Origin of the sequence: Kribbella sp. VKM Ac-2568, assembly GCF_004345365.1 — a bacterium.
GTDB classification, from domain to species: Bacteria; Actinomycetota; Actinomycetes; order Propionibacteriales; family Kribbellaceae; genus Kribbella; species Kribbella orskensis.
Window position 1 is genome coordinate 74,773 of sequence record NZ_SLVF01000003.1, and the last position, 22,427, is coordinate 97,199.

Annotated in this window: 27 protein-coding genes; 18 read left to right on the top strand and 9 right to left on the bottom strand. The window is 69.0% G+C overall.

Going from position 1 to position 22,427, the window contains the following annotated elements; all coding sequences use genetic code 11:
• Positions 1-130: 130 nt before the first annotated feature.
• Complete coding sequence (locus tag EV648_RS07760) at positions 131-835, top strand: DUF4386 family protein (protein WP_158293935.1); 705 nt, start codon at positions 131-133, stop codon at positions 833-835.
• A gap of 37 nt (positions 836-872) precedes the next feature.
• Here EV648_RS07760 and EV648_RS07765 read toward each other — a convergent pair whose 3' ends face one another.
• Positions 873-1,328, bottom strand: coding sequence for a MerR family transcriptional regulator (locus EV648_RS07765; protein WP_132286947.1), 456 nt, complete (start codon positions 1,326-1,328; stop codon positions 873-875).
• Positions 1,329-1,362: 34 nt separating this feature from the next.
• Positions 1,363-2,409, bottom strand: coding sequence for an aminotransferase class V-fold PLP-dependent enzyme (locus EV648_RS07770; RefSeq protein ID WP_132286950.1), 1,047 nt, complete (start codon positions 2,407-2,409; stop codon positions 1,363-1,365).
• A 58-nt stretch (positions 2,410-2,467) separates the two neighbouring features.
• On the opposite strand from EV648_RS07770, the gene EV648_RS07775 reads away from it, so the two are divergent.
• Positions 2,468-3,589, top strand: a complete 1,122-nt coding sequence (locus EV648_RS07775; RefSeq protein WP_132286953.1) for a GNAT family N-acetyltransferase — start codon at positions 2,468-2,470, stop codon at positions 3,587-3,589.
• A gap of 33 nt (positions 3,590-3,622) precedes the next feature.
• Here the strand turns inward: EV648_RS07775 and EV648_RS43075 are convergent, their stop codons facing one another.
• The 3 genes from EV648_RS43075 to EV648_RS07790 are packed head-to-tail and all read right to left on the bottom strand — an operon-like array spanning position 3,623 to position 5,404.
• Positions 3,623-4,213 (bottom strand): hypothetical protein, encoded by a 591-nt coding sequence (locus EV648_RS43075; RefSeq protein ID WP_199234487.1) that lies wholly within the window; start codon positions 4,211-4,213, stop codon positions 3,623-3,625.
• Between the two features lie 9 nt (positions 4,214-4,222).
• On the bottom strand, positions 4,223-4,726 hold the full coding sequence (locus tag EV648_RS07785) for a Rieske (2Fe-2S) protein (protein WP_132286956.1): 504 nt from the start codon (positions 4,724-4,726) through the stop codon (positions 4,223-4,225).
• 33 nt (positions 4,727-4,759) lie between these two features.
• Complete coding sequence (locus EV648_RS07790; RefSeq protein WP_132286959.1) at positions 4,760-5,404, bottom strand: DUF6529 family protein; 645 nt, start codon at positions 5,402-5,404, stop codon at positions 4,760-4,762.
• 272 nt (positions 5,405-5,676) lie between these two features.
• Between EV648_RS07790 and EV648_RS07795 the strand changes: the two genes are divergently transcribed.
• The 6 genes from EV648_RS07795 (at position 5,677) to EV648_RS07820 (ending at position 10,567) form a co-directional block, all read left to right on the top strand.
• Positions 5,677-6,234: an RNA polymerase sigma factor gene (locus tag EV648_RS07795; protein WP_132286962.1), complete on the top strand. Its 558-nt coding sequence runs from the start codon at positions 5,677-5,679 to the stop codon at positions 6,232-6,234.
• Complete coding sequence (locus EV648_RS07800; protein ID WP_132286965.1) at positions 6,234-7,055, top strand: zf-HC2 domain-containing protein; 822 nt, start codon at positions 6,234-6,236, stop codon at positions 7,053-7,055. Before EV648_RS07795 ends, EV648_RS07800 begins: the two co-directional genes overlap by 1 nt.
• Entirely contained in the window at positions 7,052-7,966 is a 915-nt protein-coding gene (locus EV648_RS07805) for an ATP-binding cassette domain-containing protein (RefSeq protein WP_132286968.1), read from the top strand. The genes EV648_RS07800 and EV648_RS07805 overlap by 4 nt, the downstream gene beginning before the upstream one ends.
• On the top strand, positions 7,963-8,850 hold the full coding sequence (locus EV648_RS07810) for a hypothetical protein (RefSeq protein ID WP_132286971.1): 888 nt from the start codon (positions 7,963-7,965) through the stop codon (positions 8,848-8,850). The genes EV648_RS07805 and EV648_RS07810 overlap by 4 nt, the downstream gene beginning before the upstream one ends.
• Complete coding sequence (locus EV648_RS07815; RefSeq protein WP_132286974.1) at positions 8,847-9,452, top strand: hypothetical protein; 606 nt, start codon at positions 8,847-8,849, stop codon at positions 9,450-9,452. The genes EV648_RS07810 and EV648_RS07815 overlap by 4 nt, the downstream gene beginning before the upstream one ends.
• Before the next feature lie 62 nt (positions 9,453-9,514).
• Entirely contained in the window at positions 9,515-10,567 is a 1,053-nt protein-coding gene (locus EV648_RS07820; protein WP_132286977.1) for an aldo/keto reductase, read from the top strand.
• A gap of 177 nt (positions 10,568-10,744) precedes the next feature.
• Here the strand turns inward: EV648_RS07820 and EV648_RS07825 are convergent, their stop codons facing one another.
• Positions 10,745-11,176, bottom strand: coding sequence for a MarR family winged helix-turn-helix transcriptional regulator (locus EV648_RS07825; protein ID WP_132286980.1), 432 nt, complete (start codon positions 11,174-11,176; stop codon positions 10,745-10,747).
• Positions 11,177-11,236: 60 nt separating this feature from the next.
• On the opposite strand from EV648_RS07825, the gene EV648_RS07830 reads away from it, so the two are divergent.
• On the top strand, positions 11,237-11,641 hold the full coding sequence (locus tag EV648_RS07830) for a VOC family protein (RefSeq protein ID WP_132286983.1): 405 nt from the start codon (positions 11,237-11,239) through the stop codon (positions 11,639-11,641).
• Here the strand turns inward: EV648_RS07830 and EV648_RS07835 are convergent.
• Complete coding sequence (locus EV648_RS07835; RefSeq protein WP_132286986.1) at positions 11,635-12,339, bottom strand: GAF and ANTAR domain-containing protein; 705 nt, start codon at positions 12,337-12,339, stop codon at positions 11,635-11,637. The two genes, EV648_RS07830 and EV648_RS07835, sit on opposite strands and share 7 nt — an antisense overlap.
• A gap of 186 nt (positions 12,340-12,525) precedes the next feature.
• On the opposite strand from EV648_RS07835, the gene EV648_RS07840 reads away from it, so the two are divergent.
• From EV648_RS07840 to sthA, 9 genes are all read left to right on the top strand, one after another.
• Entirely contained in the window at positions 12,526-12,729 is a 204-nt protein-coding gene (locus EV648_RS07840) for a hypothetical protein (protein WP_132286989.1), read from the top strand.
• Positions 12,730-12,841: 112 nt separating this feature from the next.
• The gene (locus EV648_RS07845) at positions 12,842-13,048 is read left to right on the top strand and encodes a hypothetical protein (RefSeq protein WP_132286992.1); all 207 of its coding nucleotides are present in this window, start codon (positions 12,842-12,844) and stop codon (positions 13,046-13,048) included.
• Between the two features lie 124 nt (positions 13,049-13,172).
• Positions 13,173-14,177 carry a LacI family DNA-binding transcriptional regulator gene (locus EV648_RS07850; protein WP_199234488.1) on the top strand — a complete coding sequence of 335 codons (1,005 nt, stop codon included), beginning with the start codon at positions 13,173-13,175 and terminating at the stop codon, positions 14,175-14,177.
• 284 nt (positions 14,178-14,461) lie between these two features.
• Complete coding sequence (locus EV648_RS07855) at positions 14,462-15,748, top strand: extracellular solute-binding protein (RefSeq protein ID WP_132286995.1); 1,287 nt, start codon at positions 14,462-14,464, stop codon at positions 15,746-15,748.
• Positions 15,749-15,761: 13 nt separating this feature from the next.
• Positions 15,762-16,715 (top strand): carbohydrate ABC transporter permease, encoded by a 954-nt coding sequence (locus tag EV648_RS07860; RefSeq protein WP_132286998.1) that lies wholly within the window; start codon positions 15,762-15,764, stop codon positions 16,713-16,715.
• On the top strand, positions 16,712-17,593 hold the full coding sequence (locus tag EV648_RS07865; RefSeq protein WP_132287001.1) for a carbohydrate ABC transporter permease: 882 nt from the start codon (positions 16,712-16,714) through the stop codon (positions 17,591-17,593). The genes EV648_RS07860 and EV648_RS07865 overlap by 4 nt, the downstream gene beginning before the upstream one ends.
• A 34-nt stretch (positions 17,594-17,627) precedes the next feature.
• Positions 17,628-19,127: an alpha-N-arabinofuranosidase gene (locus tag EV648_RS07870; protein WP_132287004.1), complete on the top strand. Its 1,500-nt coding sequence runs from the start codon at positions 17,628-17,630 to the stop codon at positions 19,125-19,127.
• An 89-nt stretch (positions 19,128-19,216) separates the two neighbouring features.
• Positions 19,217-19,849, top strand: coding sequence for a TMEM175 family protein (locus EV648_RS07875; protein ID WP_158293936.1), 633 nt, complete (start codon positions 19,217-19,219; stop codon positions 19,847-19,849).
• 148 nt (positions 19,850-19,997) lie between these two features.
• On the top strand, positions 19,998-21,404 hold the full coding sequence (sthA, locus tag EV648_RS07880; RefSeq protein WP_132287010.1) for a Si-specific NAD(P)(+) transhydrogenase: 1,407 nt from the start codon (positions 19,998-20,000) through the stop codon (positions 21,402-21,404).
• Here sthA and EV648_RS07885 read toward each other — a convergent pair.
• Together EV648_RS07885 and EV648_RS07890 are read right to left on the bottom strand one after the other, a co-directional pair.
• Positions 21,401-21,853, bottom strand: coding sequence for a GNAT family N-acetyltransferase (locus EV648_RS07885; protein WP_132287013.1), 453 nt, complete (start codon positions 21,851-21,853; stop codon positions 21,401-21,403). The two genes, sthA and EV648_RS07885, sit on opposite strands and share 4 nt — an antisense overlap.
• A gap of 105 nt (positions 21,854-21,958) precedes the next feature.
• Positions 21,959-22,357, bottom strand: a complete 399-nt coding sequence (locus tag EV648_RS07890; protein WP_132287016.1) for an SIP domain-containing protein — start codon at positions 22,355-22,357, stop codon at positions 21,959-21,961.
• Positions 22,358-22,427 lie beyond the last annotated feature (70 nt).

Genomic DNA, 22,427 nt, shown 5'->3' on the forward strand with positions numbered 1-22,427 from the left:
CCCGCATAGGGGCCTGCCCCCAGGTGAGCCAGGAAATTCTCACGAGTCCCGGTGAAGCAGCGGCCTGCGAACCAGGGGACCGCCGGCCGGACGCTGAAGCCGCAAGCAACCACCGATGCGAGGAGTTCTCATGTCGACCACCCGTTCCGAGGCGACCGCCGTGACCAGGAAACCGCTCCGAGACGTGCGCGGATTCTGGCGGATCCTGCTCGCGGTCATCGCGCCGCTGCCGATGCTGTCGAACGGCATCTACTACCTGCTCAGCCCGACCGAGGGCAACGCGCCGTTCGAGCAGAACGTCGCCGCGGCGATCGCCCACGGCGACCGGATGTCGGCGCTGGAGTGGATCCAGATGCCGTTCGTGACCCTGCTGATCCCGGCCGCGTTCGCCGTGGCCTGGGTGGCGCGACGCGGCGCGCCGAGGCTCACCACCGCCGGCGCACTGATCGCTCTGACCGGTTTCTGCGCGGGCTTCGGCAACCTGCCCGGCACCGTGTCGTTGGCGAACCTCACGGTCAGGGAAGGCCTGGACCCGGGGACGGTGTCGAAGCTGTCCACCGCGCTGGAGGAGCACCCGATCATGCAACTGTCCGGGCTGCTGTTCATCCTCGGGATCACGTTCGGGCTGCTGCTGCTCGGGATCGCGTTGTGGCGCAGCCGGGTCGCGCCGGCCTGGATGGGGATCGCGCTGGCGATCGGTGGCTTCACTCACCCGTTCCTGGGCAACCACGTGATCGCGGGGATCGGCCTGCTGGTGGCGGCCGTCGGCTTCACCGGTGCGACCTACGCGCTGCTCCGGATGCGCAACGACGACTTCGACCTGCCGGCGAAGTGAAAGCCCGCAGACCTCAGACGCCTTGGCCGGCCTGGCCTCAGACTGCCTGGCCGGCCTCGTCGGCTGGGGTCTGCGGCAGGGTGGAAGGTGCCACCCAGAGGCATTCAGCGGTACCGCGGGCCAGGTGCTCCGTATAGACCTCGACCTTGTGGCTGATCACGTTCAGGCACTCGGTGAGTTCCTGGATCTGGGCGGTGACGGACTCCTGGTGGCTGCGCAGCAGGGCCAGTCGATCCTGCTCGTTGCCGGGGCCCTGCCGGACCAGATCGGTGTACCGGCGGATGGTGTCGAGCGGCATCCCGGACGAGCGGAACTTGATGCACATGTCCAGCCACTCCACGTCGTCCTCGCTGTAGACGCGGCGGCCGTTGGACTCGCGGCGGACCGGATCCGCGAGGATGCCCTCCCGCTCGTAGAAGCGCAGCGCGTGCACGCTCAACCCAGTGCGCTCGGCGACCTGTCCGATACTCAGACCTGCGGTGACCTGTGACATGCCGGCCACCCTAACCCGCAGGCTAGAGCTGGCTTTAGATGTTTTTCAGGGCGTTCAGCGCCAGGTTGACGTCCGCGATGGTCGAGTAGATGTGGAACGACGCCCGCAGCCTGCCACCCCGTACCGCGGCCCGGACGCCGGCGGCCGCGAAGGCTTCCTCGGCGCCGGGGATGTCCGCGCTGACGATCGCCGAGTCGCCCGGCGGCATTCCGAGTCCGGCGCGGAACTCGTTCGCCAGGTCCACGTTGTGGCGGTTGATCACGCCCACGCCGATCTGCTCGATCAACTCGAGAGCGGGAGCCGCCCCGACGAAGCTGAACCAGGCCGGCGACTGGTCGAACCTGCGGGCGCTACGAGCCAGGTCCATCTGCGTCCCGTAGTACGAGGTGTGGACGTTCTCACCGGCGTACCAGCCGGCTTCGAGCGGGCGGCAGCGCTCCTGCAGGCGTGGCGAGAGGTACCCGAGGGTGGCGCCACGCGGCGACATCAACCACTTGTACGTGTGGGCGATCAGCGCGTCCACACCACTCACGTCGAGTGGCAACCACCCGGCCGCCTGGCTGGCGTCGACCACCAGGATCGCGCCCACTTCCTTGCTGGCAGCAACCACTGCCGCGAGGTCGAGCACGGTGCCGGTGGAGGACTGGACCGCGCTCACGGCGACCAGGTCGATCCCCGGCCGGATCGCCTCGACGAACTTGTCCGTCGCGGCCGCGATCACCTCGACACCCCGATCGCCGTGCACCATCCACGGGTAGACGTTCGAGCTGAACTCGACCTCGTCGACGAGCACCTTCGTCCCGTCCGGCAGGGCGGCCGCGATCGGCGCGATCGCCGCGGAGACGGTGCTGCCGACGAAGACGTCCGCCGCGTCGGCGCCCACCAGCCGGGCGAAGGATTCGCGCGACCGGGTCGTCGACTCGTCCCACGGCTCCCAGCTGGTGGCTCCGACCCGCCAGTCGCTGAGCACCGTCTGCAGCGCCTCCCAGCCGGGCTTGGGCGGGAGCCCGTACGATGCGGTGTTCAGCCACCCCGGCTGCGGGTCCCAGAGCTGCGAGAAAGATTCGGCCACGGCGGTCATCCGTGCACTCCCTTGCTTGCGTACTGTCGGACCAGACCATTCGACCACGGGAGTGTGGATGCGGTTTCCGAGGGACGTACCGGTACTGACCGACCAGGGGATCCGGCTGGGCGCGCCGCGGCTGGAAGACGTCGAGGCGATGGTGGAGATGTACCGCGACCCGGACACGCAGTACTGGGAGGGCAGTCCGCCCGACTACGACCGCGACGAAGCCGAGCGAGGTGTCACCGAGCGGATCCCGAAGGGCTGGCGGGAGAGCACTCGCCGAACCTGGGTGATCGAGTACGGCGGTCAGTACGCCGGGGCGATCACGCTGAGCGGCGGGGAGGGCGTTGGCTCGGTGGGGTTCACCAGCCACCCGGCTTACCGCGGCAAGGGGCTCGCCACGCGCGCGGTCCGGCTGGTCCTCGCCCATGCCTTCGACGACCTCGGCTGGCACCGGGTCACCTGGGGCGCCTTCGTCGGCAACTGGGCAGCCCGCAAGGTCGCCTGGCGGACGGGATTCCGCGACTTCTTCACGACGCACGGCGCCGGGCCGGCCGACGGCGAACGCCGCGACGAGTGGATCGCGTCGATCGGCCGGGACGACGAGCGCGAGCCGCAGAACCACTGGTGGCAGGTGCCGGTGATCGAGACCGAGCGCTTCCGGCTGCGTGAGTACCGGGACAGCGATGTGGAGCGCGCGGCCGAGATGAGCAACGACGAGCGCACCCTGCACTGGCTCGCGGGCCTCCCGAAGCCGTTCGGCCGGGAGGACGCTGAGCAGTACCTCGCGCGCGGTCGGGAGGGCCAGGCCAGCGGCGAACGGGTGGGCTGGGTGGTGGCGGATCCCGACACCGACGAGCTACTCGGCGACGTGGGCGTGTTCGGCATGCACAGCAGGTCCGACCGGACCAGCGGCGAGATCGGCTACAGCGCGCATCCCGAGGCGAGAGGCCGCGGTCTGATCACAGCCGCCGTGGGCCGGGTGATCGAGCAGGCGTTCCTGCCGATCGACGAGGGCGGACTAGGGCGACGGCGGCTGGAAATCCGTGCGGCCAAAGGGAATTCGGCCTCGATTCAAGTTGCCGAGGCCAACGGCTTCACCCGGGTGGGGGTGCTCCGGGCCGCGGATCACCGACGAGACGGGAGCTACGACGACCTGGTGGTCTTCGACCTGCTGATCAGCGACCGCGGCTGAGGGTCGGCAAGAGCTCGGCGCGGACACGGTCTTCTACTTCACCACCCGTTTGCCTTGTGGGCTGATCGCGTGCCAGGTTCCCTTGACGCCCTCGCCCAGCACGTCACCGGGCTTGGTGTCCTTGGCGAACCGGTACAGCGGCCAGCCGCCGAGTGTCGCCTGCACATCCTTGTCCGGGCGGACGACCGTGCCGACCCTGGCCTCGCTCACGCCGGCACCGGCGAGCACCCCCGCCTTGGTGACGTAGACCGGCTTCCAGGCAGCCAGGCAGGTCTTGCTCACGCAGACGGACCTCGGTGGATCGGTGCTGTCGAGGACGGACAGATAGAGGGTGAACCCGTCTGCGTCGACCGCTGTCGGGCCGAGCTTCGTAGTACCGGCTTTGATCACCACAGGACCTGCAGGCTGGTCTGCCGGAGTGGCAGGTACGGACGGCTTCGGTGTAGCTGAGGGTTTGGCTGTCGGCGGCGGTTGACTGGCTGCGGGAGCCGGAGCCGGAGCCGGAGCCGGTGCAGGCGCCGGTGCCGGGGCTGTCGTGGCGACGTTGCCGACGGCCGGGCTCAGTGCGGCCACGGCGACGGTCGCGCCGATCACCCAGAGCATCGTGGGCAGACTCTTCAACATGGCGAACCCCTAAGCCTGGAAGACCGCGCCGTCGCGCTGCTGCACCGCGACCGGGGGCAACGGGTCCTTGGCCGGCCCAGCCACCCGTTCACCCGTCCCGGCGTCGAACTTGCTGCCGTGGCACGGGCAGTCGATCGTGCCCCCGCCCACGCCGGTCACCACGCAGCCCTGATGCGTGCAGATCGCCGAGAACGCCGAGACCTTGCCGCTCGCGTCCTTGGTCAGCACCACGTTCTGTTCCTTCAGGATGACCCCGCCGCCCGCCGGGATGTCCGCCAACTGCGCGAGCGGAGGTTTGCCCGGATCGGCGCTTGCCGTCCCCTGTGAGGCAGGCGCCGATCCGGCCGGCGAGGGCGGAGCAGACGTGGCGGGCTGGGCGGGTTGGCTGGGCGGGGTGCTCGCGGCCGGCGGAGCCGCCTGCTGCACGATGCACCCGGTCAGTACTGCGGTCGTGGCGGCGCCTCCGGCCAGCAGGACTGTTCGGCGTTCCACCACGCTCTTGTTTTCGGTCATAGGTCTAGCTCCTGTTCGCGAGGAAGGTGTCAGTCAGCGCAGCGGAACGCCGGGTTGGGCGAAGTACCAGAGCGCGGCTGTTGCCCAGGCTCCGACCAGCAGGGCGAACAACAGTCCGCCGGCGATCGGCAGTGCCCAGCCCGGCATCCGGTTGGCCCGTAGCGCGAGCATCTTGGTCGTGAACGCCCCGTAGAAGGCACACCCGAACAAGGAGTGCAGTGTGGTCCGGGTGTCGAAGGTGCTGAACCCCAAGCTCCACAGGCAGTGGTAGGCCACCGGCAGTGTCGCGACGAACGCCACGGCACCACTCCACCGGTGCGCCTGCGACAACGCCGGAGGCGCCTTCCGCTTGACCGGCAGCCGCCCGTACATCCACATGGCCGACACCACCTGGAAGATCCCCAGTGCCACGGCCGCAGTACCCAGCCAGGCCTTCATCGGTGTCAGCCCGGTGAAGCCGACCAGCAGGGCCAGCGGCCTCCCTGTCGGAGTGTGCGTCCGCCCGTAGTACCCCAGCGACAAGGACACCAACGCACCCACCACCGCGAACACCAGGAGCAACGCGATCCCCTTGCGTGCGGGACCCTTGCCCGCAGTACCGGCCGGGTCCTGGCCCGTCGAGCCCTGACCCGGCGGCTCTGTCGCCAGGCCCCCGGTCGCGTCCACGTCCGCATTCATGGCGGTTCCACCCCTCCGCAGCGACAACTTGTTGAGCCCTATACGTGGCTCATTACCCCTCGGTTCAACGCCCCCAGGTCCAGCTTCCGCCGCGTGTCCCCTTCCTCGGCTCCCACTCTGGCGGCTCCACCCACCCCCGGCAACCACCCAGCCACCCTTTCCTCGGGCAGATCCGGAGCCCGCGCATCTACAGCCGGCGACCGCGGGATCACCCCTGGAAGTGGCCCCGACGAGGTCGATCCGTTCCGGGGATTCGCTGCGACAGTGAGGGTATGGGGACGCCGACGGACTCGGAACTGCTGCGGGACATCGCCGCAGGGGACGAGGCCGCGCTGCGGATGCTCTACGAAAGGCACGCCGGCTGGCTGTTGCTCCGGCTGAACCGGCGCTGCGGCAACAGCGAACTGGTGGCCGGCGCGCTGCAGGACACGTTCGTCGCGGTGTGGCAGTCGGCCGGTCGCTGGCGGGGTGAAGGCGAGGTGGCGGCGTGGCTCTGGGGGATCTCGATCCGCCGCCTCGTCTCCGCGCTCCGCGGTCGTCCGGCCGCCGATCCGCTCGGCGACGACGTGGTCGACGCCGCCTCGCCGCTGGTCCAGAGCGCCGAGGACGAACTACTGCTCGGCGTCGAGTACGGCGACGTCGGCCGGGCCCTGCGGTCATTGCCGCCGGAGCTCCGGGCGACAGTTCAGGCGACCGTGATCGACGGTCTCAGCACCAAGGAGGCGGCCAAGTTGCTCGGACTTCCCCAAGGCACCGTGAAGAGCCGCCTCCGGGTGGCGAAGGTTCGGCTACGGCGAAGTCTGATGCCGGCCCGGGACGGGAGGATCTGATGGCCACCGGATGGCACCTCAGCCCTGAACTGCTCGGCCGGTACGCCGCCGGCACGCTCGACCTCGGTCCACAAGCGGCGGTCGAGGCCCACATCATCGTCTGCCCGGACTGCCTCGGACTTGCCTCGGCGGCCGCGCCGCGCGACACCCTCGACCAGGTCTGGCAAGGCGTGGTGACCGCGACAGCGCGGCCGACGATGCCGTGGCCGCTCCGCTTTCTGCAGCGCCTCGGGCTGGCGGAGACGGACGCCGTGATCCTCCGTGCGTCCAGCTCGCTCTATCGTCCGTGGCTGCTCTCGGTTGTCGGCGCGTTCGTGTTCGGCGTGGCCGGAAGCATGCTGCCGGCCGCGGAACAGCGAGCCTTCTACCTGTTGATCGCTCCGTTGCTACCGGCAATCACCGTGGCGGCTGCCTACGACTCGACCGATCCGATCCGTGAGCTCGCGGTGGCGACTCCGTACAGCAAGCTCCGGATCGCCCTGCTGCGCACGGTTTTCGCCGTCGCGGTCGCCCTGCCCGTCGTACTGGTCGGCGGGCTCGTGCTGCCTTTCGTGGGTGCCGAGGCGTTCGCCTGGTTGCTGCCGGCCCTGACTCTGACCCTGCTCGCTCTCACCCTGCTGACCTGGTGGACCGCCACCGCAGCTGCCGGGACCGTGGCCGCAGTCTGGCTACTGGTCGTCGTCCTGCTCCGGACGGCCGACCAGCTCGCAGCGGTCGACACCCCCGTTGCCCAACTGGCCTTCGCTACCGCAGCCCTCCTGGCGCTGGCCGTACTCACCATCCGCATCACCTCGTACCACGCACCAGGAGGCTACACATGAGCGACCGCATCGCCGTCCTCGACGGCGTCACCAAGTCCTACGGCAGCGCTGAGGCGCTGCACCCAACCGACCTCGAGTTCGGCTCCGGCGTGATCGGCCTGCTCGGCCCGAACGGCGCCGGCAAGTCCACCATGCTGCGACTGCTGGCCACCGCGATGCCGCCCACCGCGGGCCGGATCGTGGTCGGCGGCCACGAGGTCACCGGCAGTGTCTCCGAACGCACCGCCGCGCGCCGCAGGCTGAGCTACCTGCCCCAGGAGGTCGGCATCCCCCGCCGGATGACCACCTTCGCCTTCCTCGACTACATCGCCGTACTGAAGGAGTGGAAGGACCGTGAGGCCAGGCACCGCGAGGTGATCCGAGTGCTCGGCCTGGTCAACCTCGAGGACCGCCGCACCAAGCGGGTGTCAGCGCTGTCCGGTGGTCAGCGCCGCCGGCTCGCCCTGGCGCAGGCACTGATGGGCGATCCCGACCTGATCATCCTGGACGAACCGACCACCGGACTCGACCCCGAGCAACGCGCCTCCCTGCGCGGCATCCTCTCGTCGTACTCCGAGCGCGGATCCGTGCTGCTGGCGACCCACCAGACCGAGGACGTCTCGGCGCTGTGCGACCGGGTGATCATCCTCGACGAGGGGCGGATCCGCTTCGACGGAACGGTTCCCGACCTGGTCGCTCTCGCGGACGGCCAGGTCTGGGTCGGCGCCGAGGCGAACTCCGGGGCCCTGTCGTCCTGGCGCACCGGCAACGGCGAGATCCGTTCACTCGGCGGCGTGCCGGCGCCCGGCAGTCGCCTCGCGGATCCAGCGGTGGAGGACGCCTATCTGCTGGTCCGCAACACCACTGACGCCGACACGTCTGCCGCCGGCAGCACCGGCGCCGGCGCGAGCAGGATCGGAGAGGGACGATGAGTGCCGTCAGTGTTCCGCTGCGGACCGCGGCGGGGGAATCGATGCTCGCTCAACTCGCCCGGAAGGAGATCGGCCGGTACCTGCGACACCCGCTGTTCGGGGTCGGCGTCGTACTCGTCGCGCTGACCTCGATCGGCGAACCCGACGGCAACATGTCCTCGCTGGGCAACGTGATCGCTCCCGCCGCCGGACTGGGCGTGATCGGGTTGCTGGTGATGGCCTCGCTCACCCGCGGCTCCGACCAGATCGCCGAGTCCGCCGGCACCGTGGTGGTCGGCGAACGCACCCGCACCCTCGGACTGGTCGCCGCTCTGATCGTCCCGTTCACCGCCGGCCTGATCTGGCTGGCCTGGGCGATCTGGGCGTACCAGCACTGGCCACCGGCCCCGAACGGCGCACCTTTCGGTGCCGTGGGCAACGACTGGGCCTACGCGAACCTGGTCGCTCTCGGCCTGCTGCCGTCCCTCGGCGGCCCGATCCTCGGCCTGATCATCGGCCGCTGGGTGCCGCGCCGCGGTGCCGCTCCGCTGTTCGCAGTACTGCTGGTCGCCGAAACCATCATCATGCAAGGCATTTTCGAGCCGCTGCGCTATCTCCGCCCGATCGCGCCCTGGGTGTACTTCGGCGGCCCGACCGGCATCCCCGAGGACCCCGACCGCACCGTGATCATGACCGGCTCACCCCAGTGGTACTCCGTATATCTGATCGCTTTGTGCGCTCTGGGCGTCGTCATCGCACTCCTGCACGACCGCGAGCAGCCCCGGAGGAAGCTGGTGATAGCCCTGGCGGTGCTCACCGTCGTCGCCGTGGTGACCTGCACGCTCGCCATCACCACCGGCGTCCAGGAAACGATGATCAACCCGCTGCCTTCAGGCCGGCCATGACCTCGTACGCCGCCCGCGCCGTGCCCTGGGGCCTCCTCGGCACCGGCGCGGGCTTGATGGTCGGGCTGCTTCTCCTCGTCGAGTACCGCCCGTACACGCTGTGGCCGCTCCAGGGAACCGCCGTCGGCCTGCTCGCCGGGATGGCGGTCTGGTGCTACCAAGAACCGGCCGCGGTGCTCGTCGACACGCTGCCCCGCGGCCTGGCCTGGCGAACCACCGCGCGCTCGGCCGGAGCAGTCGGTCTGCTGGCGATCTGGCTGGTGGCGGTGAAGGAGACTCGCACTGGCTACTTCGGCCACACCGCCGACGTCGCCTGGCAAGGGGTCGCCGCCATGATCGCAGCCACCGGCTTCATGACTTGGCGCCGCTCGCGCGGGTCCACCGGCCCGGCCGCAGCCGCCTCCGCGGGCATCGTGGCGGTCGCCCTCTTCATCGCCCTGGCGAGACCCTTCGCCGAGCAGATCCCCCTCTTCCCCTACACCGCCGACGACGACTGGACCACCAGCCGGATCCTGTGGACGGGCCTCGGCCTGGCCGGGGTGGGAATCCCCTTGCTCCTCCGCGCGAACCGACCCGCACCACCCCGCAGTACCGGTGCTTGACCTAGACAGCGGTCTAGCTCCTAAGTTCGGGACCCCACGACCTGAACCTAGGAGCCACACCCATGCGCTACCGCACACTCGGCGGGACCGGTATCGAGGTGAGCGTGCACTGCCTCGGCACGATGATGTTCGGCGCGGTCGGCAACCCCGACCACACCGACAGCGCCCGGATCATTCACGCCGCCCTCGACCAGGGCATCAACTTCGTCGACACCGCCGACATGTACTCCGCCGGCGAGTCCGAGCAGATCGTCGGCAAGGCCCTCGAGGGCCGGCGTGACGACGTCGTGCTCGCCACCAAGGTGCACTTCGCGATGGGCGAGGGCCCGAACCGCGGCGGCAACTCGCGGCGCTGGATCACCCACGAGGTCGAGCAGAGCCTGCGCCGCCTGGACACCGACTGGATCGACCTCTACCAGGTGCACCGGCCGGACCACACCACCGACATCGAGGAAACCCTGTCGGTGCTGACGGATCTGGTCAGCCAGGGCAAGATCCGCGCCTTCGGCTGCTCGACCTTCCCGGCCGAGGAGATCGTCGAGGCGTACCACGTGTCCGAGCGCCGCGGCCTCGGCAAGTTCCGCACCGAGCAGCCGCCGTACTCGCTGATCTCCCGGGGCATCGAGCGCTCGCTGCTGCCGACCTGCCGGCGGCTGGGGATGGGGGTGCTGACCTGGAGCCCGCTCGCGTCGGGATTCCTGTCCGGCAAGGTGCGCAAGGACCAGCCCGTCGACCTCACCACCGGCCGCGCCGCACTGACGCCGTTCCGCTTCGACCCGTCCATCCCGTCCAACGCGGCCAAGTTCGACGCCCTCGAGCAACTGGTAGAAGTTGCCGACGGCATCGGTTGCTCGTTGCCCGAACTCGCGCTCGCCTTCGTCGTCTCGCACCCGGCGGTCACCTCGGTGATCAGCGGCCCCCGCACGATGGAGCAGCTCGAAGGTCTCCTCAAGCGAGCCGACCTCACCCTCGACGACGAGACCCTCGACCGCATCGACGAGATCGTCCCCCCCGGCACCGACCTCTACCACCCCGACGGCGCCTGGCAACCCGCCAGCCTCACAGACCCCACGAACCGCCGCCGCCGCCCCCTCGCGGACCGCTCCGCCGCCTAACCCCGTACTCCGGCGCGGCTCCGCCCGCTCGATGGCAGGTTGTTCGACCGATAGCGCCTAACAGAGCCGCCAGCGGCCGAACAGCCCGCCAGCCGACCCCCGCGCAACCGCCAGTGGGCTCCTACTTCGCTGTCTGGAGGGTGGACCAGGTGGCGGGGTCGATTGCGCCGTTGGCTGTCAATCCGCCCGCCGGTAGATCTTGGCGACCAGGTCGTGCAACGTCGCGCGCTCGGCCGCCGATAGCGGCGCAAGGGTTGTCTTCTCGACCTCCTGTACGACGGATCGCCCGGTGGCGAGTGCTCGGCGGCCCTTGGTGGTCAAGGTGATCTGGTAGCGCCGGCGGTCGGCTGGATCGCGGTCGCGGGCCACCAGGCGGTCCTCGATCAGCTCGTCCATCAGCCGGACCATGTCGCTCGGGTCGATCCCCAGCCTCGCTGCGAGCGCGTGCTGCGCGGTGGGCCCGTGGTCGTCGAGCTCCGCCAGCGCGGCGAACTGCCACAGCGTGATCCCCGGCTTGTGCGCCAGCCGCTCCGCGATCACCCGGCGCCCCGCGACGGCCACCTTGTGCAGCACGAAGGTGGTGATCCCCGCGAGGGTCGACTCGTTCATCGGCTTATTGTAGGCTCGAACCAATCGTTGGTAATCCCCCACTATCTTTCGGAGCTGGAGATGGACGCGCTCTACCCGCGGCTGCTGGTCCGCGATTTCCCTGCCACCGTGGAGTTCTACCGCGGCGTACTGGACGAGCTGTTCGGCGTACAGCCGGTCAAGGTGATCGCCGAGGCCAGCTATGCGAACTGGGATCTCGAGGGACAGGCAGGGCTGGTCCTCTTCGGCCGGTCGATGATCGCCGGCACGGTCGGGACGGACTCGTTGCCTGCCGAGGCACCGGCCCAGGACAAGGCGATGCTGGTCTTCAGGGTCGCGGACGTCGACGCGGCGACGAAGACCTTCGAGAAGTTCGGCGCCAAGCTCGTGACGGAGCCGCAGGACCGGCCGCTGTGGGGACCGAACCTGCGCACCGCGCACCTCCGCGACCCCGAAGGCACCCTGCTCGAGCTGCAGTCCTACTGAGTGACCAGGCTGTCAGCGGGGAGCCGGCGGGTCTCGGTGAGGAGGAGAGCGACCTCGTGAAGCCTGACGTTGTGCTTCTGCGAGTAGCGGCGCAGTACGCCGAACGCCTGCCGGCCGTCGATCCCGAACCGCTCCATCAGGATTCCCTGCGCCTGGCCGACCAGCTTGTGCGCGTCGGCGGCCTGCCAGAGCGAGGCCTGGTCCTGCGCACTGGCCACAGCGACCGAGGCGTGCCGGGCCAGCACGTTCGCGACTTCCTCGTCCGCAGGCTGGAAGGCGTGCGGCCGCCGGTCGAACAACTGCAGGACTCCGAGCGTGCCGCCGTTCACGGCGAGCCGCACGGTCAGCACGCTGCGCAGCCCCAGTTGGGCGGTCCCGGTCGACCACGCCGGCCAGCGGATCTCCTGGCAGCTGTCGGGCACCAGCAGGAACTCGGCACCGTCGGCGATCATCGCGTACGCCGGACCGACACCGATGTCGAGTTGCAGCTGGTCCGAGAGCTCGATCAGCGGGTCGGTCGCCGCGGCCGTCCGCAGGATGCCGTTGTCGCCGGCCAGCACCAGCCCGGCGTACCCGCAGCCGACGGCCCTCAGAGCGAACTGCAACACGGCCTCGACCGTTTCGGTGACCCCGTGCTCACCGTGCAGTTCCTGAGCCAGCCGGGCGAAGGCCTCGGCAGTCGCACTGTCATCCCGCATTTCCGCGTACCTTTCTCGCCCTGCTCCGGCCCTCATGATGCCCCCGCGACCCCTCTGGCGAACAACTTCCTGCCGGCCGAACTTATGCATCACGCTCGGTGATGCCACGACTCCGGACTTTTCGATCGGGATCGCCGGGGAACCGGACGAACGACCTTTCCCGATCGAGAGAAGAAGATGAGATAGATGGAATTACCGCAGTCCATCCGTAATGCCGGCGAGCCGTGGACCGACCGGGACCTGGCCCGCCTCGAGGAACTCGCGGCCGAGAACATCCCGCCGTCGGTGATCGGCCTCCGGCTGGGCCGGCCGGAAGAGGCCATCCAGTACAAGGCCACCCAGGTCGGCATCACCCTCAGCCCGGACAACAGACCGCCGTACGGCCTCTAGCGCCGTCGAAGGGCGTTGATCCGGCGATTGGCGGCGGGACGCGGTTAACTGGTGGGGCAGGAACCCGAGCGCACCCGCCGAGGGCGCCGGGCCGGCCGGAGGAGGACCACCGATGAGCTTCGACAGACCTGGCATTCCGCACCCCGGGCGCCCTGGGAACGAGCCCGATATCGACGAGCTCTTCCAGGAGGAAGGCGTCGAGCTGGACAAGGACGGCGACCTGGACGGCCTGGACCACCCGGGCGCCAAGTCGGCCGGCCCCCAACCGTACGTACCGCGTCACCCGGTCCACGAGGAACCGCCCAGCGCCGAAGACTGATCTGCCGGGACGCTGGTTTGGACTACCGTGTGCTGATCACCGATCCACCGATCACCGGTGGGTCGGTCATCGGCGGATCCCTGGTCGACGGATCCGTCGTCGGCGGACGCGGAGGTGGCACGGCGTGGCTGTGACGATGCGGGATGTCGCGCTGCATGCCGGGGTGTCACCGAAGACGGTCTCGAACGTGATGAACGGGTATCCGTACATCCGCGAGGCGACCCGGCTGAAGGTGCTCGCCTCGATCGACGCCCTCGGCTACCAGATGAACCTGTCTGCCCGGAACCTGAAGTCCGGCCGGACCGGCATCATCGGCCTCGCCGTGCCCGAGCTGAGCCTGCCGTACTTCGCCGAGCTCGCCGACGCCGTCATCGACGCGGCCGAGGAGCACGGGCTGACGGTGATGATCGAGCAGACCGGCGCCGACCGGCAACGCGAGCTGGCGGCGCTCGCCCGGCCGCGCGGCCACCTGGTCGACGGGTTGCTCTTCAGCCCGCTCGGCCTCGGCCACGACGACGCGGAGCACCTGCGCGTCTCGACCCCGATGGTGCTGCTCGGCGAACGGATCTTCCACGGGCCGGTGGACCACGTGATGATCGACAACGTCACCGGCACCCGCGCCGCGGTCCAGCACCTGATCGAGCTGGGCCGGCGCCGCATCGCCGTGATCGGCACCCACCCCGGCGAGGTCGTCGGCACCGCCGTGATCCGGTACGACGCGGCGGCGAGCGCGATGACGGAGGCCGGCCTCGAACCGCTGCCGCAGCTCGCCGTACCGGCCGGTCCCTGGCATCGGGCCAACGGTGCGATGGCGATGGAGAACCTGCTGGCCACGGGCGAGAAGTTCGACGCCGTGCTGGGATTGAACGACACTCTCGCGCTCGGCGCCATCCGGGTACTGACCAAGCAAGGGATCCGGATCCCCGACGACGTGGCGGTGGTCGGCTTCGACGACATCGACGAGGCCCGGTACAGCACGCCGACGCTGACCACGGTCGACCCGGGCCGCGCCCAGATCGCCACCACCGCGGTCGAACTCCTGGTCGACCGGATGAACGGCGACGACTCCGACCACCGCGAAATCGTCGCCCCCTACGAGCTCCACCGCCGCGAATCCACCCTCGGCTGACACCCGGACCGCCACCACTCACCAAGCCGGCCCGGTCGGGCTCCACCGGGTGCGCCCGCGGGGAAACGGTTGCACGCGCGGGTTGGTGAGTGGTGGCGGTCCGCAACCCACCGACCGGCGAGGTCTTGACGGTCTTCGAGCGGCCGGGCATCATCCTTCTACACCGATGTAGAACCACGCACCGGAGCTCCTGACCAGGGAGCCGGTCCGGCGCTGGAGCCTGCTCTCGCACGTGATCCATCACCGCCCCACCCGTGATCCACCACCGCCAGGAGGACACGCAGATGACATCGATCAAGCCGTCCCGTCGCAGCCTGCTCGCCGGCACGCTCGGCCTGGCCGGCGGCCTCGCGCTCTCGGGTTGCGGCAGTCTCGGCCGCGACGCCCGGGTGCGGGAATGGAACCTGTTCGGCGGTGGTGACGGCGCCCGGCTGCTGCAGATCCACGACAAGTTCGTTGCCGAGCACAAGGACATCGCGTTCGAGGCGCACACGCTCGCCTGGGGTCCGCCGTTCTACACCAAGCTCGCGATGTCCGCGGCCGGTGGACGGGCCCCGGAGGTCGCGACCCTGCACCTGTCGCGCCTGAAGGGGTTCAGCCCGACCACGATGCTCGACCCGATCCCGGTCGACCTGCTCGCCAAGGCCGGCATCACCGAGCAGGACTTTCTGCCCGAGACCTGGAAGCGCTGCCTGGTCGACGGCACCCTGTACGCCGTACCGCTGGACCAGCATCCGTTCGTCCTCTACTACAACCTGGAGATCTGCAAGAAGGCCGGACTGCTCGGGCCGGACAACCGGATCAAACCGGTCAAGGGTGTCGACGCGTTCCTCGAGATGCTCCAGGCGGTCAAGGAGACGACCGGCAAGTTCGCCGCGTCGGTCGAGACGACCAACCCGTGGCGCCTGTGGTGGACCCTGTACGGCCAACTCGAAGGCGAGTTCTTCGACGAGACCGGCACGCGATTGGTCCTCGACGACGCGAAGGCGCTGGAAGCCTTGCAGTTGATGGGGAAACTCGCCGCCGACGGGTTGACGCCGAAGTCCTCCGACTATCCGTCGCTGGTCGCGCAGTTCACCAACGGCGACGCCGGGCTGAGCTTCAACGGGGAGTGGGAGGTCACCACCTACCAGACCGCGAAGATGCCGTTCAGCATGGCGCCGTTCCCGGTCGTGTACGAAGTCCCGAAGTACGCCGGCGACGCGCACACGTTCGTGATGCCGCACCAGGCCTCGAGGAACTCCGACGACACCGCGGCCACGGCCGAGTACATCGCCTGGATGCTCAAGCACAGCGCCGAATGGGCGGCGGGCGGCCACATCCCGGCGTACCAGCCGGTGGTCGCGAGCCAGGAGTACCTGAACCTCAAGCCGCAGGCCGAGTACCGCTCGGTCGCGCCGGACGTGCTGTTCGACCCGGACGCGTGGTTCAGCGGCTCGGGTGCGCAGTTGCAGAACGAAGCGGGGGCTGCTTTCGCGGGGGTCTTCTCGGGCCGGACGACGCCACGCCAGGCGCTCGACCAGTTCAAGGCCGCCACCCAGAAGCTGCTCGACACCCCCTCCCCGGTCTGACAGGAGTGACCCGATGGCCGTGCAGACACCGACCCGAGACCAAACCGGTACGCCGGACGCCGAGCGCCGGGCCCGCCCACCCGGCAACGGGAAGCCGTTCACGGAGAAGTGGGGCGGGTTGTTCTTCGTCGCGCCGTTCGGCGTGCTGTTCGCGTTCTTCCTGCTCTGGCCGACGTTCTCCGGCCTCTGGAACAGCTTCTTCAACACCAGTCTCGCCGGGGTGAAGCAGGAGTTCCTCGGCCTGCAGAACTGGCGCGACATGTTCGGCGATCCCGCGGTCTGGGACTCGCTGAAGAACACCCTCGTCTTCACCGCGATGAGCACGCCGCCGCTGGTGATCATCGCCCTGGTGATGGCTCTGCTCGCCAACCGCAAAGGGCTGCTCGGCTGGCTGCTGAGATTCTCGTACTTCGCGCCGTTCGTGCTGCCGGCGACGGTGGTCACGCTGATCTGGGTGTGGATCTACCAGCCCGGCTTCGGCCTGGTCAACGGGCTGCTCACCGCCGGCGGGTTCGCGGAGATCGACTGGCTGAACGACGAGAACCGGGCGATGCTGGCCGTTGTGATCACCACGGTCTGGTGGACCGTGGGGTTCAACTTCCTGCTCTACCTCGCCGCTCTGCAAGGGATCCCCGACCAGGTCTACGAGGCCGCCGCGATCGACGGCGCGAACGGCCGGCAGAAGCTCTTCCGGATCACCCTGCCGCTGATGAGCCGGACCACCGGCCTGATCGTCGTGCTGCAACTGGTCGCGTCGCTGAAGATCTTCGACCAGATCTACCTGATGACCGACGGTGGTCCGAACTACGCGACCCGGCCGATCATCCAGTACATCTACGAGAGCGGCTTCACCAGCTACCGGATCGGCTACGCGTCCGCGATCTCGTACATGTTCTTCGTCGTCATCGTGATCGTCTCGGTGGCCCAGTTCAAGCTGTTCTCCAGCCGCAAGGAGGCCGGCCGATGACCACTCTCGCGTTGCCCCGGGCAACAAAACCCAACAAGGCCGGCGGACCGGTGGAGCCTCGGTTCACCTACCCGAAGGTCGCGATCGCCGTCGGCGCGGTGCTGCTGGCGATCCTCTGGCTGGTCCCGTTGCTGTGGGCCATCGACACATCGCTGAAGCCGGAGCCGGAGACGACCCGGACGCCGATCACCTGGTTGCCGACGGCACCCAGCGCCGAAGCGTACCGGCTGGTGCTCGACCAGGGCTCGATCCTGCGCTGGTTCCTGAACAGCACGATCGTGGCGGTCCTGGTGACCGCCCTGACCCTGCTGGTCTCCGTCCTCGCCGCCTACGGCTTCTCCCGTACTACGTTCCCCGGGCGGCGGGTGCTGTTCGGTCTGCTGATCGCGGGGATCCTGGTGCCGCCGCAGGTGCTGATCGTGCCGCTGTTCCAGGAGATGACCAGCCTCGGCCTGGTAGACACCTACTGGGGTGTGGTGCTGCCGCAGGTGGTCGCGCCGGTGATGGTGTTCGTGCTGAAGAAGTTCTTCGACGGCGTCTCGCGGGACTACGAGGACGCGGCCCGGGTGGACGGTGCGACCCGGCTGCGGATCGTCTGGTCGGTGATGGTGCCGATGTCGCGCCCGATCCTCGTCGCCGTCGGCATCTTCACCTTCATCGGCGCCTGGAACAACTTCCTCTGGCCGTTCATCGTGACCACCGACCCGTCGATGATGACGATCCCGGTCGGCCTCGCCAACGTGCAGGGCTCCTACGGCCTGCGCTACGCCCAGATCATGGCCTCGGCCGTCCTGGGCGGACTCCCGCTGCTCGTCGTCTATGCCCTCTTCCAACGCCACGTGGTCCGCGGTGTCGGCGATGCCGGCATCAAGGGCTGAACTCTTCCCAGAAGACACCGACAGGAGCCACCTCGTGACCTCTGCCTCACTCGTCCTCGACCCCGCCTTCACCGTCGCCCCGGTCAACCGCCGGACCTTCGGCACCTTCGTGGAACACATGGGCCGCTGCGTCTACACCGGGATCTACGAGCCCGGCCACGCGACCGCCGACGAGGACGGCTTCCGCAATGACGTGCTGGAGCTGACCCGCGAGCTCGGCGTCTCCCTGGTCCGGTACCCCGGCGGCAACTTCGTCTCCGGTTATCGCTGGGAGGACGGCGTCGGACCACGGGAGGACCGGCCCCGGCGGCTCGAGCTCGCCTGGCACAGCATCGAGACGAACCAGTTCGGCCTCGACGGGTTCGTCCGCTGGTGCGCCAAGGCCGGGGTCGAGCCGATGATGGCGATCAACCTCGGCACGCGCGGCGTACAGGAGGCGCTCGACCTGCAGGAGTACGCGAACCACCCGGGTGGCACCGCGTGGTCCGACCTGCGCGCCGAACATGGCGCCGGTTCGCCGTACGGGATCAAGATGTGGTGCCTGGGCAACGAGCTGGACGGGCCGTGGCAGATCGGGCACAAGACCGCGGCCGAGTACGGGCGGCTCGCGGCAGAGACCGCCCGGGCGATGCGGATGGTCGAGCCCGACCTGGAACTCGTGGCCTGCGGCTCCTCCGGCTCCGGGATGCCGACCTTCGGCAGCTGGGAGCGTGAGGTGCTCCGCGAGTGCTACGACCTGGTCGACCACATCTCCTGCCACGCGTACTACGGCGACGACGGCGGTGACGTGGCGTCGTTCCTGGCGTCGGCCGTGGACATGGATCGCTTCATCGACTCGGTGGTCGCGAGCGCGGACCACGTCGGCGCGGAGCTGAAGAGCCGCAAGCGGATCGACATCTCCTTCGACGAGTGGAACGTCTGGTACAAGGACCGCTCGCGGCTGACCGACGGCCCGGGCGACCAGTGGGAGGTGGCGCCGCGGCGGATCGAGGACGAGTACAACCTCACTGATGCGGTTGTCGTCGGCAACCTGCTGATCTCGTTGCTCCGGCACAGCGACCGGGTGACTGTTGCTTGCCTCGCGCAACTGGCGAACGTGATCGCCCCGATCATGACCGAGCCCGACGGCCCGGCCTGGCGCCAGCCCACCTTCCACCCCTTCGCGATCACGTCCCGCCTCGCCGCCGGCTCCGTACTGCGGGTCGAGACGTCCTCGCCGCTCGTCTCCACCGAGAAGTTCGGGGAGGTCCCGGCCGTCGACGCGGTCGCGACGTACGACGAGGGCAAGCTCGCGGTCTTCCTGGTCAACCGCTCGGTGGACGAAGCAGTCGAGGTCACCGTGGACACCAGCCGAACGCCGGTCACCGAGGTACTGGAAGCGCTGAGCATGTACGGCGACGACCGGCTGGCCGTGAACTCCGCCGAACACCCCGACCGGGTGACCCCGCGGCCGAACGAGTCGGTGAAGCTGGAAGACGGGACCTTGACCGTCACCCTGCCACCGATCTCGTGGACCGCGCTGAGCCTGGGGTGACCTGAGTCCGGGCCGCCCCGCCGGACTCCACGTTCAGCCAGTGGCGAACGAGGATCGCGGGGCGGCCCCCGCGGTGCGACACTCGCGGCGTGACCACCCAGTCCGGCGCCACCCAGTCCGACCTCACCGACACGTCACGGATCGAGGCGTTCAGCGACGGCGTCTTCGCGATCGCGATCACCTTGCTCGTGCTCGAGCTGCACGTTCCCGAGCTGGAGCCCGGTGAGGAGCTCTGGCCCGCGCTGCTGCACGAGTGGCCGCAGTTCGCCGCCTACCTGACCAGCTTCGCGATCATCGGCATCATGTGGGTCAACCACCACTCGATGTTCCGGCAGATCCAGCGGGCCGACCGCGGGTTGATGTTCCTGAATCTGGGGTTGTTGCTCTGGACTGCGCTGCTGCCCTTCCCGACCAGCCTGTTCGCCGAGTACCTGCAGGACGACTCGTTCAACGCGCACGTCGCGGCGGCCGTCTACAGCACCAACCTCACGCTGGCCGCGATCGCCTTCAGCAGCATGTGGTGGTACGTGCTGCGAAACCATCTCGTCGACCACGACCTGAACCGTTCGCAGCTGCGCCGGTCCGTACTGCGGTACTCGGTGGGCACGGTCCTCTACGCCGCCGCGATCGGGTTGTCCTTCATCTCCGCGCCGTTGACCTTGCTGGTGCAGTTCCTGCTCGCCGTGTACTACGGCTTCGAGCAGCTCCGCGCTCGCGGTTGACCTCGTCACCGTGGCCCGGGCCTCGCCGGGATCGCTACGCCGGGTCAGCAGGAGTTCCTTGAGGATTCCTTCTGAGTGCCTTGCCAGTGGGCTCCCCGCCCGGGGAGCCTGAGGGGGCTGGTTCCAGTGCCTGCGGTGGGGAGACGTCATGTTCGACTACGACCTGGTGGTGATCGGTTCGGGTCCCGGTGGGCAGAAGGCTGCGATCGCGGGGGCCAAACTGGGGCGCAAGGTCGCGGTGGTCGAGCGCGGCTCGATGCTCGGCGGCGTCTGCGTGAACACCGGGACCATTCCGTCGAAGACCCTGCGCGAGGCCGTGCTATACCTGACCGGCATGGCCCTGCGCGACCTGTACGGCGCGAGCTACCGGGTGAAGTCCGACATCACCATCGCCGACCTGATGGCCCGGACCCAGCACGTCGTGGGCCGGGAGGTCGAGGTGGTGCGTGCGCAACTCCTGCGCAACCATGTCGAGCTCCTGCAGGGCACGGCGAGTTTCCTCGATCCGCACACGGTCAGGGTGATCGGGACCGGCCGCGGCGAGTCCAGCACGATCACCGCGGACAAGGTGGTGATCGCGACCGGGACCAGGCCCGCGCGGCCGCCGGAGATCGAGTTCGACGACCAGTACGTGCTCGACTCCGACGCCATCCTCAAGCTGGAGAAGGTGCCGACCTCGATGGTGGTGGTCGGCGCCGGCGTGATCGGGATCGAGTACGCGTCGATGTTCGCCGCGCTCGGCACCCGGGTGACGGTGGTGGAGAAGCGCGACCGGATGCTGGAGTTCTGCGACCCCGAGGTGGTCGAGTCGCTCAAGTTCCACCTGCGCGACCAGGCGGTCACCTTCCGGTTCGGCGAGGAGGTCGAGCGGGTCGAGGTCTCCGCGCGCGGCACAGTGACATCACTCGCCAGCGGCAAACGGATCCCCGCGGAGATGGTGATGTACTCCGCCGGCCGCCAGGGCGTCACCGACGAGCTGAACCTGACCGCCGCCGGCCTCGAGGCGGATTCCCGCGGCCGGATCAAGGTGGACGAGCACTACCGGACCACCGTCGAGCACATCTACGCGGTCGGCGATGTAATCGGATTCCCCGCGCTCGCCGCGAACAGCATGGACCAGGGCCGCCTCGCGGCGTACCACGCCTTCGGCGAACCGGCGCGCGAGCTGGCCGGGCTGCAGCCGATCGGCATCTACACGATCCCCGAAGTCTCCTACTGCGGCGCCACCGAGGAGGAGCTGACTCGCTCCTCGGTCCCGTACGAGGTCGGCGTCTCCCGCTACCGCGAACTCGCCCGCGGCCAGATCCTGGGCGACACGTACGGCATGCTCAAGCTCCTGGTCTCCACCGAGGACCGCACCCTGCTCGGCGTCCACGTCTTCGGCACCAACGCCACCGACCTGGTCCACATCGGCCAGGCCATCATGGGCTGCGGCGGCACCGTCGACTACCTCGTCGACACCGTCCTCAACTACCCCACCCTCTCCGAGGCCTACAAGGTCGCCGCCCTGGACGTAACCAACAAAATCCGAGCCCTGGAGGCCTTTGGTTCTTAGCGCGTCCGGCTGAAGTGGGTGACCTGTACTCCGGGGGCGATGGTGGTCCGGCCGGTCTCGGTGTAGCCGCGGGAGAGGTAGAGGGTGGTGGCTGGGTGGTTGGCGCTGCCTGTGGAGACGAGGGAGGTGGGACGGGGTTCGAGCTCGTCCAGGTGGTCGAGGAGGGCGCGGCCGTGACCTCGGCGGGCGTGGGCCGGGTCGACCACGAGACGGCTGATCTCGACCGTCGACTCGTCGGGGAACTCGTAGGCGACGGCCGCGACCAGGGTGTCGCCGTCGTAGCGGCCGAGCCAGTGCTCGGTGGACGCCATCAGCCCGTCCAGGTCCTCCTGCAGCGGCGGGATGCCGTCGAAGCCGATCAGTTCCGCCTCGACCGCGTACGCCAGGTGCTGCACGACGAGCACCCGCTTGGCGGTCTCGGGATCGGCCAGGTCGAGCACACGAATCATCCCGCCACGCTAACGCCCACTCCCACCCACCGCCCACCAATTACCTCCGCACAGTCGGACCGCGCCGGCAACCGCAGTACAGCTCGGGCCGATGCGCGGTACGGGTCAGGCGGCTCGCCAGTAGCCGAGGGAGTGGATTCGGGTTTTGGGGATCGCCAGTTCTTTGAGGGCGTAGGAGGTGAGGGCGCGGGTATTGGCGGTGTCGCAGGCGATCCAGACGAAGGTGTTGGCGGCGTCTTCGATCAGGTCGGGCAGGGTCGCCTTGACCTCGGTGACCAGTTGGCCGTCCTTGCGCGAGACCGTGCGGAGGTCGTCATGCTCCGGGTCCAGGCGCAGCGGCAGTTCGTGGTCGGAGTCGTGTACGCCGGTCGACTCCAGCATGCCGCCGTCGGTGATGTGCACCCGCCGGTAGCGCTCGGTGACCTGCTCGGCGCCCGTCACGGTGAACACGAAGTCCTTGCCGCCGAACAGCTTGAGAACCACACCCTCCCAACCACGCCCCACTGCTGCCTCCTCCTGGATGATTGCCTCGTTGCGGCGGAAGTATCCGACCTAGAAGTTAGCGCAGCCTAAC

Coding starts and splice junctions, on each gene's coding strand:
- EV648_RS07830 (WP_132286983.1), top strand. CDS start 11,237: ATGGACGCGCTCTACCCGCGGCTGCTGGTCCGCGATTTCCCTGCCACC.
- EV648_RS07840 (WP_132286989.1), top strand. CDS start 12,526: ATGGAATTACCGCAGTCCATCCGTAATGCCGGCGAGCCGTGGACCGAC.
- EV648_RS07775 (WP_132286953.1), top strand. CDS start 2,468: ATGCGGTTTCCGAGGGACGTACCGGTACTGACCGACCAGGGGATCCGG.
- EV648_RS07790 (WP_132286959.1), bottom strand. CDS start 5,404: ATGAATGCGGACGTGGACGCGACCGGGGGCCTGGCGACAGAGCCGCCG.
- EV648_RS07885 (WP_132287013.1), bottom strand. CDS start 21,853: ATGATTCGTGTGCTCGACCTGGCCGATCCCGAGACCGCCAAGCGGGTG.
- EV648_RS07860 (WP_132286998.1), top strand. CDS start 15,762: ATGGCCGTGCAGACACCGACCCGAGACCAAACCGGTACGCCGGACGCC.
- EV648_RS07785 (WP_132286956.1), bottom strand. CDS start 4,726: ATGACCGAAAACAAGAGCGTGGTGGAACGCCGAACAGTCCTGCTGGCC.
- EV648_RS07770 (WP_132286950.1), bottom strand. CDS start 2,409: ATGACCGCCGTGGCCGAATCTTTCTCGCAGCTCTGGGACCCGCAGCCG.
- EV648_RS07765 (WP_132286947.1), bottom strand. CDS start 1,328: ATGTCACAGGTCACCGCAGGTCTGAGTATCGGACAGGTCGCCGAGCGC.
- sthA (WP_132287010.1), top strand. CDS start 19,998: ATGTTCGACTACGACCTGGTGGTGATCGGTTCGGGTCCCGGTGGGCAG.
- EV648_RS07800 (WP_132286965.1), top strand. CDS start 6,234: ATGGCCACCGGATGGCACCTCAGCCCTGAACTGCTCGGCCGGTACGCC.
- EV648_RS07810 (WP_132286971.1), top strand. CDS start 7,963: ATGAGTGCCGTCAGTGTTCCGCTGCGGACCGCGGCGGGGGAATCGATG.
- EV648_RS07795 (WP_132286962.1), top strand. CDS start 5,677: ATGGGGACGCCGACGGACTCGGAACTGCTGCGGGACATCGCCGCAGGG.
- EV648_RS07865 (WP_132287001.1), top strand. CDS start 16,712: ATGACCACTCTCGCGTTGCCCCGGGCAACAAAACCCAACAAGGCCGGC.
- EV648_RS07835 (WP_132286986.1), bottom strand. CDS start 12,339: ATGCGGGATGACAGTGCGACTGCCGAGGCCTTCGCCCGGCTGGCTCAG.
- EV648_RS07820 (WP_132286977.1), top strand. CDS start 9,515: ATGCGCTACCGCACACTCGGCGGGACCGGTATCGAGGTGAGCGTGCAC.
- EV648_RS07815 (WP_132286974.1), top strand. CDS start 8,847: ATGACCTCGTACGCCGCCCGCGCCGTGCCCTGGGGCCTCCTCGGCACC.
- EV648_RS07845 (WP_132286992.1), top strand. CDS start 12,842: ATGAGCTTCGACAGACCTGGCATTCCGCACCCCGGGCGCCCTGGGAAC.
- EV648_RS43075 (WP_199234487.1), bottom strand. CDS start 4,213: ATGTTGAAGAGTCTGCCCACGATGCTCTGGGTGATCGGCGCGACCGTC.
- EV648_RS07805 (WP_132286968.1), top strand. CDS start 7,052: ATGAGCGACCGCATCGCCGTCCTCGACGGCGTCACCAAGTCCTACGGC.
- EV648_RS07825 (WP_132286980.1), bottom strand. CDS start 11,176: ATGAACGAGTCGACCCTCGCGGGGATCACCACCTTCGTGCTGCACAAG.
- EV648_RS07855 (WP_132286995.1), top strand. CDS start 14,462: ATGACATCGATCAAGCCGTCCCGTCGCAGCCTGCTCGCCGGCACGCTC.
- EV648_RS07760 (WP_158293935.1), top strand. CDS start 131: ATGTCGACCACCCGTTCCGAGGCGACCGCCGTGACCAGGAAACCGCTC.